The organism is candidate division KSB1 bacterium (assembly GCA_034521575.1).
Classification (GTDB): domain Bacteria; phylum Zhuqueibacterota; class Zhuqueibacteria; order Residuimicrobiales; family Krinioviventaceae; genus JAXHMJ01.
The window spans coordinates 1,387,873-1,402,932 of record JAXHMJ010000005.1 but is presented as its reverse complement, the minus strand read 5'-3'; the positions used below and the strand labels follow the sequence as shown (position 1 = coordinate 1,402,932).

Genomic DNA, 15,060 nt, shown 5'->3' with positions numbered 1-15,060 from the left:
TTAATAGGGAGAGACGATTATGATATCCATGACCCGGCGTCAATTTATGAAAACAACAGCCGGTTTTGCCGCTTTGTCGCTGCCGGGGGTAGGCTTTACGACAAATGAACCCGATGTGATGGGGCCAGTCAAGCTCGGAACCACGGGGATTTCAGTGAGCCGTCTGGCTATGGGGACCGGCACGCATGGCAGTGAACAGCATTCCCGGCAGACCCGCTTGGGAATGACCGGATTTGTTGATCTGGTTCAGCATGGCTATGAATCGGGGGTGCGGTTGTTTGACATGGCGGACAGTTACGGATCGCATCCGTATATGCGTGAGGCTTTGAAGGAAATTCCCCGCGACCAGGTCACGCTGTTGTCAAAAGTCTGGACGCGACCGGCGTCCTGGGCGGAATTCACCACCGCGCAGGCCGCTGTGGACCGGTTCCGTCAGGAACTGGACGTGGATGTAATCGATATTGTGTTGATTCATTGTGTGATTCGGCCGGACTGGCCGGAACTGTATAAACCGGTCTGCGACGGCTTGTCCGAACTGCGTGAACGTGGTGTGATCCGTGCGTGCGGCGTGTCCTGTCACTCGTTCCAGGCGCTGACTGCCGCAGTGGAATCGTCCTGGACCGGAGTGATCATGGGCCGTATCAACAACAGCGGTACGATGATGGGCGGTTCGCCGGAACAGGTGTCGGCGTTGCTCCGACAAGCCCGCAAGGCGGGAAAGGGTGTCGTTGGTATGAAAATTTACGGCGGCGGCCGGACCACGGACCCCCAGCAGCGGGAAGAGTCATTGAACTTTGTCTGGAACAGCGGCGCGGTGGATGCGACCACCATCGGTTTTGAATCGACTGACCAGGTGGATGATACGATCAAGCGTATGCAGCGGATTGTGCCGACGGCCCTTGGTGCAAGCGGCTGAATAGATGAGATCCGCGTTGTTTGATATGCTGTTATTCATTTTTCGTAGCAGAAATTCAAAGGAAGGGAATGATGAAAATTTTACTTTTTGTTTTGCTGCACTGTGCTGCGCTGGCCGGGGGGCAGTCTTTACACTGGCAGGATGACATTGAACTCAGTACCGAGGAGTCCAGCGGCGCGGTCACCACACATGGCGGGTATTCTCTGTGTGCTTAGGAGGATACGCTGCATGCGGTCTGGACTGCGATCCTGTCTGACAGCAATAGCGATATTTTTTATAGACGATCGACAGATGCCGGAGCAACCTGGCACGCCCCGATCCGACTTTGTGAAACAAGCGGTAAATCTACAGCCCCCTGTCTTGCTGTGAATTCAACACATGTATATACAGCCTGGAAGGATGAAACAGATCATGACTGTGGGGACATTTTCTATGCCTGTTCGCCTGATAATGGTCGTCATTGGAAACAACCGGTACGTACAACCCATAATTTTTCCAAATTATGAAATCTATTTGATACAATCATTGAATTCGGGCCAAACATGGGCTCTTCCGGAGCGTCTCACGTTTTCCGACGGTCCATCCACGAACCCGACTGTGATTGTAAAATAAAATATAGTGGTGATCGCCTGGCAGGAATAAGTTGAGGGATGTTATCAGATTTTTCTAAAATATTCGCCGGACAATGGTATTACATGGAGTGACAACTGTCGTGTGACGGACCATTCCGGTACCTGCCGGTCTGTATCAGTGGATGTAGATGAAAAAGGAATGATTTACGTCATGTGGTTCGACAACCGGGACGTGCCATTTCGAGTCTACCTTAAAAAAGGCGAGTTTGTTCAGACTCGAGTAACTATGCAAACTACAAATTTATATCATTAAAATGAGAATATTTGTAATGGATCAAACGGGGTTTAGACCTGTTTGAAACGGATTGGAGAACCCTATGCACAGACTATTATTTTTGATTGTTATAAGCATGATTTGGAATTGCGGATCAGGTCAGCCTGAAGCAGGTACGGACATTCCAGCGAATCCTCAATTGGACTATGAATCCTATACGCCGGCTGGTACAGATCGTGTCATATCCCGTTCAGATTACATGAACAGGCTGCAGGGATTCTGGCTGGGACAGTGTATCGGCAACTGGACCGGCCTGGTGACGGAAATGGACAAAATCGGCGATATCGGTGAGATCAAAACCGGTGATTTTTACACACGCGAGGATTGGGGGCAGCCGGATCAGCTGAATATCTGGTCAGTCTGTTTTACGGTGAAGGAGATATCAAGGAAACCATCAAGATCGGAACTCTGGCCGGCTGGGACTCGGACAATCCCACCGCTACGTGGGGCGGCCTATTGGGATTCATGCTCGGCAAAGACGCGGTGGAAGCGGTGTTCGGACGTGAGTTTGCGGATGAATACAATATCCACCGAACGCGCCAGAATTTTCCCAACGACGGCATCGATACGTTTGAGAATATGGCCCGGACCGGTGTGTATATCATTGATCGTGTGGTGCAGAAGCAGATGGGCGGCGGTGTTGATCTGGAGAAGAATGTCTGGTATATTCCGGATCCGGGAATCAGGGTTAAAACGGCAAACCGGTGAGATATTGCCACAATAAATTTTATAAAGAGATAAATCGTGCTGCTGATTTTGTATTATATACTTGAACAAAATCACAATACTTTGCTGGCTTTTGATTAATGTAATGATGAACCGAATAATTCAATACGGTAAATATTTATACAATTATAAAATAATAGCGTAAAAATATATCACTTTTTAAACAACCAATTGTTTGATAAATGCGTGAATAAGAAACTATTGAATTTATATATAAAAGAACTTATATTGAGTTACGTTATATCCTTTTTGGTAAATACTAGAATAAATAATTAATATGAGAGGGGATGTGATTATATAATATGCTAAAAATAAATTTAAATGCTGCTCCATTTTATCAAACTGATCTTGGCGAGGCGTATTGGGGTGATAGCCTGCAGTTGATGAAAGAGATACCTGATTCCTCAATTGATCTAATTCTAACTTCTCCCCCTTTTGCTCTTACAAGAAAAAAGGAATATGGAAATAAACAGGAAGAGGAATATATTAGCTGGTTCCTCGAATTTTCAAAAGAGTTTTACAGAATCATTAAAGATGAAGGTTCTCTAGTTATTGATTTAGGTGGTGCATATTTGCCAGGTTATCCAGTAAGAAGCATTTATCAATATGAGCTTTTAGTTAGGTTATGCAGAGAGCAAAAATTTTTTCTGGCACAAGAGTTTTTTCATTATAATCCATCAAGATTACCAACTCCTGCTGAATGGGTTACGGTAAGACGAATAAGAGTGAAAGATTCGGTCAATGTAGTTTGGTGGCTTGCTAAAAGTCAATATCCAAAAGCAAAAAATAGAAATATTTTAAGACCATATAGTGACAGTATGAAGACTTTAATTAAAAATGGTTATAAGGCTAAACTTCGCCCAAGTGGTCATGATATATCTGATAAATTTGGTAAAGATAATGGTGGCGCAATACCGCCAAATCTTTTAGAATTACCCAATACAAACTCGAATGGTCAATATCAGAAGAAATGTCGTGAATTTGGAATAAAACCACATCCTGCACGATTTCCAAAGGGCTTTTCTGATTTTTTTATCAAATTTTTAACGGAAAAAAATGATATTGTATTGGATCCTTTTGCTGGTTCAAATACAACCGGATTTTCAGCAGAGTTGTTAAATCGGAAATGGATATCTGTTGAATTAGAAAAGAACTATTTAGAAGGCAGCATTTATCGTTTTAAATCTGAATTAACTTTATTTCCAATCAAACTAAAGGTCAATGGTGTCAAGACTGGGTAAATACGATCTACTTGAATTGATAATACAAAGTGTCCGTGAAAGTGGGTGGCATGTTCTTTTTTTATCGGATAAGAAGTCTCATCCATTTCGGCTCAAGATATATCATGATGAAGAGAACTACAAATTGAAAATTTATATTTGGAATTTAACGCATGGCGGCGGATCAAAAAGACCCACTGACGAGTATAGGATTCAAATAACTGGTATAGATCGCTTTGTGCCGGAATATGATGGGAAAACGCTTATTTTAGGATGGTGGAAAGAGGGGGAGGTTTTTGCTGGATTTGATTTTAAACGACATAGTAGTGACTTTGGATTTTCGCCTTCAATACAAATAAGAGAACAAGCACTTAGAAAAGCATATATTAAAGGTATTGCCCCGTGGGAAAAAGGTAATCAAGAAATTTCAATTGCTTTTAGGCCTGATTTTTTTGTAGAGTATGTAAGGAATTTGGAAGTATTGCATACCTTTGGAGAATCAAAACAAGATTATGATATATTGGATCGGGTTACAGAAAATCCCGATGAAATAAATGATACAGAAATTGAAAAGGTAACACAATATAGAAAGACAACTCTAAGAAATGTAAAAAAAAGAATTCGAGATTATAGTTTTCAATCTCGAGTTTTAACATCATATTCAAATCGTTGTGCCTTTTGTGGTCTTCAACTTAAATTGGTTGATGCAGCCCATATTATTCCCGTACAATATGATGGTAATGATGAAACTTCTAATGGTATTGCTCTTTGTGCTCTACACCATCGGGCATATGATATAAATTTGGTAACATTTACTGAAGAATACCAAGTTGTTTATGATAAGTTTAGATTCAATGAACTTTCCAAGCTGGATTTGGATGATGGGGCTGAAAAATTCATTAGAAATTTGAGATCTGTTATACATTTACCACCAGCAAAATCTGATAGACCCTATGTAGATTATATAAAAAAGGCAAACAGTTTAAGGGGTTGGGAAAACTAATTAAATTATTTTAGTAAAAGTATTTTCCCACTTGTTTCCTTTGTGTTTCTAAATATAAAAAAATAAATTCCACTTTCCCATTCATGTGCATCAAGATGCATTTTTGAATAACCTGCCTCTGTATGTAATTGCTTTGACAATATGTGTTGCCCGCGCAGATTAAAAACATCGAGTTGTATTTCACCCGCTTGCGGACTGTAAAACGGGATCACGGTTTCTGCATTGAACGGATTCGGGTGATTGGGAAATACTTGAAATGCTTGCGGGGATGGCGGGGAATCCTGTTGCATAAATATTACCCGGCGGGTCTATATGCAGAGCTGCGGCGGCATCTGAATGTATGCTGTTCGGAGCGCTCAGCTCGTTCTGCTGAACGCCAATAGCGTTGTATTTGATGATCAGAAAAGCGGATTCACTGCTGCGGCCCGCAATGTAAAAAATTCCGGACGAGTCCACCTCAATGTCATGGCTCCAGTGAGAGTCCGGCTGTGTCAGTCCGGGGACTGTACAGCCAATGATCATAAAAAGTACAAGAAAATAGTTTGTCATAATATTGGATTTCGTTTTAAATGCTGATTTGTAAATTTATTTCAAAAACGCTGAACGCAGCGGATCCCAGGCCGGAATGCGCTGAACAGGTTTTACAAACAACGCCAGTTCCTTATCGCTCAAATATTTTTTGTTGATAATAAGATTAAATACATATGGATCGAACCAGTTGTCGTAAAGGGTCCAGTATCCGCTGTCGCCGCGGTCCGTGCCCCATGAATTTTCAACCCGCCATTTGTGCACTTTGCCGTTCAGTGTGTCGGCGGCAATGAACACCATGGCATGATTGGCCACACTAACACCATAGTGGATGCGGTTTGCTTTGGACATATCCAGACTGATATCAAAAAGCGATTCATAATCGTAAATATCATCCGCCATAATGCCGTGATCGCGTTCCATCTGCCAACCGGCGTCGGCGGCGAACCAGACCGGCTCTTTGTTCAGCAGCGACTGCAGGGCAGCCTGTTTCAGTATTTCCGGCGAAACGTTGATGAATTCCATATCGTCGCTGCCGGTGAGATTGGTGCAGAAATTAATAGCGTAATGGTTACGTGAGGGATAGGCGGGGTAATCTGCCAGCGTCACGTAATCGCTTAAATCCAGATTGACGGCGTGCCTGTAAAATTCTTTTGGGGTAAATGTGCCAGTGATCAGGCTGTCAGCTTTGTTTCGTACACGCCAGGTAAAGGATCGCGGCGGCGTGCCGAAATGCAGCGCCACAAGGCGGTAGCAATCCTGTAACATCTCCTGTTTGCGCTTACGCAGATGGGTTTCAGAATCCGGCATGGAACGCAGTTCCGCGGCATAGCGGCGCAGCAGGGTACCCAGGGTTTTGTTCAGCATGCGAGAATTACTGGTGTTTTGCGTTTCCTGCATCACTTCCTGCGGCACGGCACCGTATTTTTCAATCAGATTGACGGCATAATTCCACCAGCCGCCGTCGGGCGCCGGAGCGTCAAGAATGGCCTGTAATTCGCGGTCATCAATCGGGCGGTCCCGGGTTTCTATGATCGTGTCCAGAAAATAGTTGGACTTTTCGAGCTTGTCCCAGAAGAACAGATAGGACGGGGAAAACTTGAATTTGTCCAGGTTGAATGAATCCATAACCACCGGGCGCATGATATTCAGGGCGGCGAACAGCCAGCAGCGTCCGGTGCTTTGCTGGTCCGTGATGCCTTTGGCATCCGTGGTGACATTGAATGCGTCATTGTGCTGATTGACGCGTTCCCGATTCAATACCAGATCTTTGATGTCATTATTGCTGACGGCATTCAGCAGGGCTTTGTTGGCGTCTGATTGTTGAAGGGAACGCTGCATGGTTTGGATGTCCGTCTCAGAGAGTCCGGGTTGAACACCCGCATACAATACTGCAGTCGTGAAAAGAAGAAACAGGCAGAAACGCAGAGTTAGAGAGTTCATAGGCTCCTCATATTAGTAAATTTGAAATGAAAACAGGGTGCCGAGCTTGATTCCTATAACCGTCGCATCCGGATCCAGAGTACCCCAGCGAAGCTCCAGATACGGCGATAATGGATATCCATTTAAAGCAAAATCTTCAAAAACCGTTCCCAGTAATACAAAGTGTGATTCGGGCACACGCGAGCCTTTGCTGATATGTTCGTAACCGGCATACGGAATGATTTGCGGCCGCACCCGGTATCCCAGTTTGATATTTTGCAGGGAAGGCGCCTGAAATTCACCGCCGTACACCAACCTGCTTTTTTCCCGGTAGAGCGCCAGGATGGATAGCTTGAATCGTTCGTAATTCATGATACCGCTGAATGCAATGCCGAGCGTGGCCCGATTGACTTTTTGCTGCTGCATTTGTTCAGGCGTATAAACAGAAACCTGCAAATCACCGATGAAACCCGGTTCATCCGGATCACCGCTTTCCAGGCCCAGGCTCAGCATCAGTACATCACTGGGATCGTACTCCAGTCCGTTTAGAATCGGTGTGTAGGCTGACCGGTAATAAAACGCGGCGCCAAAGGCAATCGATGTATTGTCACTGATTTGATCGCCTACCGAGATGCCGGCGCGGAAGCCCAACCCGGATTGTTTGTACAGAGTCGGTGCATCGATAAACGGTAATTTTCCTGTGGCCATCACGCGGAATTCATCCGCACTGATTTCAGAAGTGCCGACGGGCAGAGTTGCACCTGCGGATAACGTGAGCTGCCGCCGCACTTTATAGTGTACTGTAAAATCAAGATTACTCAGTCCATAGAGTCCGGTTGTATCATACATCTGGTAGCCCTGATTCAGCTTGAAGGTATAGCGCATATAGCGTGTTGGTGTATAGTCCATGAACAGAGGCAGGGAGACCATGGTAAAGGCGCGCGGATCGATATTATTTGACTGGATGGATGCATACTGTGCGCTCAAGCCCACGCTTTCCTCAATGCGGCGCAGAGAGAACAGGGATACCTGCGAGGAATCAGTTTGCGCATCCAACGCAAACGATGCGGCCAGAAAAAGAAAAATGAAACAGCTGTTTGTTTTGCGTTTGATCATTTATTGTTCCTGTTCATTTGATGAAATCCGGCTATTGAACAATGATAGTAATTGCTGTCAGTCCGTAGCGAACGTACAGGGGGTTTTCCCGGGTGAGCACAGCGATCGGCAGTGTTCCGGTTTCAATGGCGCGCAGGATCTGTGAATCGGATAAATCGTAAACATCATTGCCGTCATCCCAGACCAGGCTTCCGTAGGTCGAGTGGGTCGCCGATACAATTTGTCCGGCTGTTTCCTCCGGACTGGCTGCCAGTATAATATAATAGGTGCCCGGCAGGGAAGGCGCCGTGAGCGACAATTGTCCCTGATAGGACAGTTCATTCATGACATAATCCTGGGCCAGCCAGTAACCGGTTTCGCGGTTGCCCCTATTGGGTGTCGCTGCCAGCGGGATAATATCGGTCACGGGCAGATTGTGTTCAAAATAGACTGTGAACGTACCGGCCAGTTCCTCCCCGGGATTTACCCGAAATTCCGCAGCAGCTCCCTGAATTTGTTGATCGTTGACCGTGGCGGTCTGCAGCTGCAGCCGTAAATAGGGTTGATTGGCGACCTGAGTAAAAGAACGGGGTTCCGACCATACACCCCGGTTCCCGAGAATATCCTGCGCCTGAACGCGCCAGTAATAGGTCGAGTCGGACAACCGGACATCTTCGGTATAGAAAAAGCTGTCCGTAAGCGAATCTTCTACCACGGGATTGATGAAATCAGGAGAGTACGCCAATTGAATGATGTATTCAGCCGCGTCGGTGACGGGAGTCCAGGATAATTCCAGGCTGGCAATATCCGTTATAAAACCGTCTTCCGGTTGCAGCAGATCCGGAGCGGCAGGTCCCGCTGTATTGATGGTAAAGGTTCGGGTGACAGACCAGCTGCCGACATTGCCGTATTCGTCGCGTGCGCGGACTTTCCACCAGTAGCGACTGTCTTCCAGTTCTGTGTTCAGAATGACCGAAGTGACGGTCATGCTGGAATCATGTACGATGGGAGACGTAAAGGACTGGTCATTATCCACAATTAATTCGTAGCGAAGCGCTCCCTCAGCAGTAAACCAGCTCAACTGCGGGGTCGGAATTCCGATTTCGGCATTGTCCATCGGTTGATCCAGCTCCGGAGCGGCAGGTCCCTGTGTGTCTATGGTAAAAAATTGTGCATTCGACCAGCTGCTGATATTGCCGGCCGCGTCGCGCGCCCGAACCCGCCATGCATACAGTCCGTCAGAAAAGGGGGTTGTGTTTTCCCAGGTTTGAGCCGAGATCATGGAATCCGAGATGACCGGTGCGGTAAAAGCCTCGGAATAATCAACCTGCAGATCAAACGATACTGCATCTGTTTCAGCAGACCAGGAAAAAGAAACGAACAAAGTGGTGAGCACACCACCGGCTTCCGGCTGGTTCGGAATCGGGACAGCCGGCGCGGTTTTGTCGATTGTGAATGTAAAAGTCGTTGACCAGCTGCCCCAGCGCGCATGCGCGTCTTGGGCGCGTACCCGCCAGAAATAGAGCGCCTCGTCCAGCGGAGTATCCAGACTGTACTCGGGGTTCAGAACAGAACTGTCTTCCGCCGCCAACAAGTCATCGGAATAGCTGATCTGGATGTGATATCGGGTGGCGGCGTCAACTGCAGACCAGAGGAAAATCGGTTGCGCATCATTAAAAGCGCTGCCATTATCCGGCGATTGCGGCTGAGGCGCGGCAGGACCGGCGGCGCTGATCTGAAATGAACGAATTTCCGACCATCCGCTCCAGGCCCCGTCATCGGTTTGCGCGCGGACCTGCCAGTAATAGTGCGAGTCACTCAATGTTTCTTCCGGCGTATATGCGGTATTGGTGATCAGAGAGTCATTGATGATTATTTCTGTAAATGTAGAATCAAAACCGACGCGGATATGATAGAATAACGCGTTTTCGATTTCAGACCAGCTGAACCGCGGCGTTGCGGTGTTCAGCTCTGCGCCTTCTGTCGGCAGCAGCAATCTGGGAATGGCCTCACTTACATACACAGTTTTTGCCGCAGTGGCAGTCACGCCGTTTGTATCCTTGATTTGAAGCACGACTGTGTAGGTTCCGGGAATCTGGAATTGATGAAATACGGTTTTTTCACTGCTGTAACGCGTCCAGATTCCATTGTTTCTCCAATCCCAGCGGAGCAAAAGGTCTTCCGGTGCATCCTGTTCATCGTAGCTTGCCGATGCATCGAATTGGAACTCGGTCTGCACGCTGCCGCTGTCCGGACTGACGGTGAAAATCGGCGCCGGAGGCGTATTGTTGATCTGATCGATAGGAATGGCGTTGGCGTGCAGATCAAAGGTGATATTGGGAGTTAACAGGAAAAGAGCCGCAGAATAACTTTCCTCGTGCGGCGCCACGGCAACCAGACTGTCACCCTTGTAACAGCCGATCCGATAGCTTTTCAGACCGGGAGAGAGATCATATTTTCCGTAAAACCGTCCGTCCTGAAGTGTTAAAACCGTGCGCAATTCAATGTCAAAGCGACCGCCGGTTAATATGTCCAGATATCCCTGATCTCTGCGCATCCAGTAGGATTCAAAATCGCTGGAATCACCTTGAAAGCCTTCCAGAAAGGCAGAAATGCGTTCGTGAAAATCATATTCTTCATGATATTCCGATTCTGACTGCAGGTTATAGAATACAATACTCAGTTTATCAAACAAGTACGGACCCGCCGAGTCGCTCAATTGTTTGTGCAGCGGAGCCGATTCCGATATTGTATGGGCTCGGGACTGCGTTGTGTCATCAGCTGCATTCCGGGTGGGGAATCCGTAATGCAGATGCAGCCGTACGTCGGCTTTTTTATCAGGCGAATGCGGTTGAAACAATTCACAGGAGATCAGGAAAAAGATACCTGCAAAAAGACTGACAAACAGGAGACGAATAGGCTTCATACGGGTTCCTTTCATGAGCCTGGACCAGGCTTTATTTCAATGAGACTCCCGGAACGGTCGGTCCAGGATTGATCCGTTCAACAGTGGGCGCTTTGATATCAATAACCACCGTGCCGTTATCAAGCAACGGGGGCATAAAGCGTTCCTCGAGCCCCGGGTTTTGACGTTCCCGGTCATCACGAATGTCTTTCATTTTTTGTTCAAGCACAGGGCGCGGCAACGCCGCCAGTCTGTTGTTGATTTGCGATGCCGCCTGGCGTGCTTTTGTAAATGAAGGATCCAGTCTGCTTGCATTTTCATACGCGCTCAATGCAGTCTGATAATTGCCCAGATATTCTTCGTGCCGTCCTTTGGCATAGAGGACATAGGCTTGAAGATTTTCTGTGGGGATGCGGTATAATTGATCTGCGATTTCCGGCGTGACTGTAATTCCGTTTTTCTCAAGGAATTTAATGTTCAGGTCAGATACGAGTCTGAAAAATTCAGTGCCGTCCCCCTTGCGAACGCTCAATTTTTCATACGAGGGATCGCTTCGCTGCATATCAAATCCGGCCATTAGGATTTGCCGGTTTTTCAGCATCACAATCCCGGTGACTATTTTTTCCGCGCGCAGGGATCTGATCTGTTCAAGGGGAGAAAATGCGTTAAATTCCTGTTCCAGAATCGTGGAATAGGACATATCAACGAGTTCAAATTGCTCAAACAGGCCGAGATTGGCTGTAAAAAATTCCGTGGCGGCAAGTCCCAGGCCGGTATTCGAGTTGTTTTCATAAAACGGAATCACACCTACGCTATTGGGGAGCACTGTGTCCTGGTTGGCATAGGTGCTGAGCAGTGTTTTAATCTGTCGACGGTTAACCGGTGTCGTGTTATGGGATTCTACGGAAAGAGGCGGATGAATGACGCTGCAATGGAACACCAGTGCGAAACATAGAGGGAATACAATGCCGGGAATTTTACGGACGCTCATCATCCATCTCCCTGGTTAAACGTTTCACATAAATGGATACAGACGATTTTAATTCAGGATGGGTGGCGATAATATATTCGAGGTGTTGTTTGGCTTTATCCTGCAGAGACCGCGCTTTTTTCGAATCACCATTTTCTTTTGCAACGATGGCCTGACGCATTTGATCTCTGGCTGTCAGAAAACGCTCGATCCCTTCTTGTGAGGCCTCTCCGAGCTCTCCGGCTCCGATACCGTAGCGGTCGTAAAGTACGCTGCTCAGTCCGTGCATAAACCGGTATCCGGCATCCATGGCCAGATCATCGATTTTTTTCAGCGATCCTTTAACTTTGACCGCTTTGAGAATCAATGTGGTCTCAATATCAATGATTTTCAGCGTCAGAAACGTCTGTTTGTAAACCTGGGTGACCGTCCCGAATAATGCAAGTTCCGCGCCCCTGGCCTTGCCGATTTCCACGGCCTGGTCTGCTGTCAATCCGCTTTGCTGAAAGTTGATTTCCTGCATCAGATCATCAATGTGCTGTCGATCCACCACCTCGAAATATCCCGAACTTGTCAATTGACCGGCGAACAGATCGTAAAACAATTCATTCAGTTGTTGCATCGTGTCGCGTTCATTGGCATCCAGCGAAGCAAAATGAAAGGGGAAAATAGCAGCTGTTTTGGATTGCTGCGCATGACTCAACCCTGAGGCAGTAATACATAACAACAGGGTTAAACAAAACAAACGAGGGTATGGTTTCATTGATTGACTCCCGATTAATAAACGATTACTGCTGTTCAAGCACGGCATCCTGCAGAGCAGGCAAAATATCCGAATCCAGCCGGTCGGTGCATTTTTGCAGGGTGTTGGTCAATGCCTGTGATTCTGTCGCACCGAGATTGCGAACTGTCATTGAGGGTGACGTATATAGAGTTTGTCCGGTTGCGGGATTGAGCAGCGCCACATGTGCCGTGACGGCAACGGTAATCATGTCTGAATTGTATTGTTTTAAAAGCTGACCCAGAGATTTGACGCTCAGATTCAATTGCACAATCAGGTTCGATTCAGCGGATGAGGACACAAATGATGCATTGAGGCTTTGTTTGAGAACATTCTGCAAATGGCTTTTCAGGATACCGGATTGCCGGGCGGCATCGATCAGTGCCGTATTGTCAGAGGATATATTGTCTCTGTAGAGCAGCGCCGGTCCGGCTGTATACACCTGAACGATACGTTTTTGAGTGGCCGGACTGTGCGAAACCGCGAGTTCTGCGGTGGCCGGCTCAGCCGTTAGTTCAGTCCAATCAAGCGAAGCGGATACAAGAATGCGGCTGCTGCGGCTGTTTTGCAGAGTACAAAACACACATCCCCGACTGTCGGTAAATCCCTGTTTGTTGATTTCTGCACGGCCTTGCTGAATCTGAAAGCGCACCGGCAGAGCGGCGAGAGGAGCGCCGGCATCCCCCTTGTACAGGACTTTGTAGCCAATTTTTTTACTGTCTTTGTGAGAAAAAGAGATTTCTGACTGTACAGGGGTTAATGTGATACGTTCCGCCAGTCCTGATAATTCATGTTCCAGCGTATTCCAGACGTTCAAACGCTGGTTGTTGACCATCACTGTGAGAGGGAGATCACGAAACGATGCCAGGGCGTCCAGGCCTTTGAGACAGCTTTTCAAAGCCATCACAATGTCTCCCTGATTATTCAGGGATCGTGCGCTTGCAAGGTGCTGCATGGCGTTTTTCTTGCCTGTCTGCATGCGTTCGGCGATGCGCTGTTTGTACTCGTGTTTGCCGATAAAAACGTAAACCCAATAGACATTGCTGTTGTCAACATATTCTCTGGTGTGCAGATCCTCTCCGTAAAAGCGGGCCTGGGTTAGGGCGTTGATACGGTATTGGGTGTCTTCTGTGACCCGGTCGCCGGTGTCCTCTAAAACAGAGTTCATTACCGATGAAATATTGACCCGGATCTGCGAAGCCAAATCCGCGAGGGCGCGGTTGCGGATCGTGGTTTTTTCTTCCTGATCTAAATCACCCTGGGCGACTGCATAATACAGATCACTATGATTTGCAGGTATAAACGATAAATTCGCCCATTCGGGACGGCCTTTAGCATGCAGCGGTGCAACAGTCACAACGGCCAAAAGACTGATATACAGCAACCCATTTTTCATTTTTTGTTTGTCCTCCGGCTTGGCAAAATACAGGGATTAATGGTTAAACAGAACGGACTGGGGGTCGATATCGGCGGAGTTGAGCGACGAGAAATACAATTTAAAAGATGTTTCCAGTTCAACTTTATCATCATATCCTTGCTGTTATTGAACTATCTGTTTGGCTCAACACCTGCAACAAGCTCAACTCGGGGTCTATAAAGGTAGATAAATAAGAAAAAAAATGCAAGGTTTACGTAATTTAAGGTTAAAATAATATTCTGTTTGTGACAGGATGAAACTGGAACGAAAAAAATCTTTTCTTTTCAAAAAAAATTGGTTCTATAACGTTTTGAGTGGGTAAATGATAAACACAGAAGCTTAGAGATGCAAAAAAGTCAAAGAGAAAACTGTCTATTTAATTTTTAATTATCTTTTCGTGAATTGATTATCGAAACATTGCACGCAGAGGCGCGAAAGGTCGCAGAGGGAAAAAAACACAAGTGCTCAATAATTAAATGGAATTAAATAAAATTTAGGCCAATAAATATTCCCAACTATTTGAAAATAAATTGGTTTACTCTTGTTTTTCTCTGCGTTCTCGGCGAACTCGGCGTTTCATTTTTTCAGCTGCTATCTTACATCAATCCAATGCAGAGCCCGCGGAGTGCCGCAGAGGATTTTGAGGTAAAGTGGTTTTCTTTGCTGTGTTTATCATGTATCGCTCTGTTCTAATAGATGATTATTAAAATTGCTCAACAATAAAGATCAAGCAACACTAGATGATTTTTTGCATTTTGCACTGCTTCCTCGTTTAAAAATTTATTACCCACTCGATTTGTTATAGAGCCAAAAAATTCATATTGAAGGCAATCATCCATCCATTATCGCATGGGTGCCGTTTAATGAAACACACGCTCCCAAAACCGGAGATATGCAGCAGCATGACCGTCTTGTTCGGGATGCCTATGATCTGACCAAACAACTGGATCCTACACGTCCGATCAACGACGCGAGTGGTCGCTACCATGTCAAAACAGATCTATGGTCAGTTCATATCTATAGAAAAACTCCGGCCGAGATGTATGAAATGCTGGCAGGGGGCTCTGGTGACAGTGTTTATACTTTTTCTCCGGAATATAAAAGTCATTATTCCGGGCAACCCTACTTTGTTGATGAGTACGGCGGCATCAAATGGGTGAAAGGTGAGCCC

12 protein-coding genes are annotated in these 15,060 nt (G+C 46.4%); 5 read left to right on the top strand and 7 right to left on the bottom strand.

The annotated features are described in order from the left end of the window. Positions 1-19: 19 nt before the first annotated feature. The 5 genes from U5R06_19330 (at position 20) to U5R06_19310 (ending at position 4,771) form a co-directional block, all read left to right on the top strand. On the top strand, positions 20-916 hold the full coding sequence (locus U5R06_19330; protein MDZ7724897.1) for an aldo/keto reductase: 897 nt from the start codon (positions 20-22) through the stop codon (positions 914-916). Positions 917-984: 68 nt separating this feature from the next. Next, the gene (locus U5R06_19325) at positions 985-1,131 is read left to right on the top strand and encodes a hypothetical protein (GenBank protein MDZ7724896.1); all 147 of its coding nucleotides are present in this window, start codon (positions 985-987) and stop codon (positions 1,129-1,131) included. Between the two features lie 1,015 nt (positions 1,132-2,146). Then, positions 2,147-2,530, top strand: a complete 384-nt coding sequence (locus U5R06_19320; protein MDZ7724895.1) for an ADP-ribosylglycohydrolase family protein — start codon at positions 2,147-2,149, stop codon at positions 2,528-2,530. A gap of 320 nt (positions 2,531-2,850) precedes the next feature. Further along, entirely contained in the window at positions 2,851-3,789 is a 939-nt protein-coding gene (locus U5R06_19315; protein MDZ7724894.1) for a site-specific DNA-methyltransferase, read from the top strand. A gap of 124 nt (positions 3,790-3,913) precedes the next feature. Then, positions 3,914-4,771 carry an HNH endonuclease gene (locus U5R06_19310; GenBank protein ID MDZ7724893.1) on the top strand — a complete coding sequence of 286 codons (858 nt, stop codon included), beginning with the start codon at positions 3,914-3,916 and terminating at the stop codon, positions 4,769-4,771. Between the two features lie 180 nt (positions 4,772-4,951). Here the strand turns inward: U5R06_19310 and U5R06_19305 are convergent, their stop codons facing one another. Genes U5R06_19305 through U5R06_19275 form a run of 7 tightly spaced genes read right to left on the bottom strand, consistent with a single transcriptional unit; the run spans position 4,952 to position 13,868 of the window. Further along, a complete protein-coding gene (locus U5R06_19305) occupies positions 4,952-5,320 on the bottom strand; it encodes a hypothetical protein (GenBank protein MDZ7724892.1) in 369 nt (122 codons plus the stop codon). A gap of 36 nt (positions 5,321-5,356) precedes the next feature. Beyond that, entirely contained in the window at positions 5,357-6,742 is a 1,386-nt protein-coding gene (locus U5R06_19300; protein MDZ7724891.1) for a C1 family peptidase, read from the bottom strand. Between the two features lie 12 nt (positions 6,743-6,754). Then, entirely contained in the window at positions 6,755-7,837 is a 1,083-nt protein-coding gene (locus U5R06_19295) for a hypothetical protein (protein ID MDZ7724890.1), read from the bottom strand. A gap of 31 nt (positions 7,838-7,868) precedes the next feature. Continuing rightward, on the bottom strand, positions 7,869-10,742 hold the full coding sequence (locus U5R06_19290; protein ID MDZ7724889.1) for a PKD domain-containing protein: 2,874 nt from the start codon (positions 10,740-10,742) through the stop codon (positions 7,869-7,871). Positions 10,743-10,773: 31 nt separating this feature from the next. Beyond that, positions 10,774-11,715, bottom strand: coding sequence for a tetratricopeptide repeat protein (locus U5R06_19285; GenBank protein ID MDZ7724888.1), 942 nt, complete (start codon positions 11,713-11,715; stop codon positions 10,774-10,776). After that, positions 11,699-12,454 carry a CsgG/HfaB family protein gene (locus tag U5R06_19280; protein ID MDZ7724887.1) on the bottom strand — a complete coding sequence of 252 codons (756 nt, stop codon included), beginning with the start codon at positions 12,452-12,454 and terminating at the stop codon, positions 11,699-11,701. Before U5R06_19280 ends, U5R06_19285 begins: the two co-directional genes overlap by 17 nt. Before the next feature lie 25 nt (positions 12,455-12,479). Continuing rightward, complete coding sequence (locus tag U5R06_19275) at positions 12,480-13,868, bottom strand: hypothetical protein (protein MDZ7724886.1); 1,389 nt, start codon at positions 13,866-13,868, stop codon at positions 12,480-12,482. Between the last annotated feature and the right edge of the window lie 1,192 nt (positions 13,869-15,060).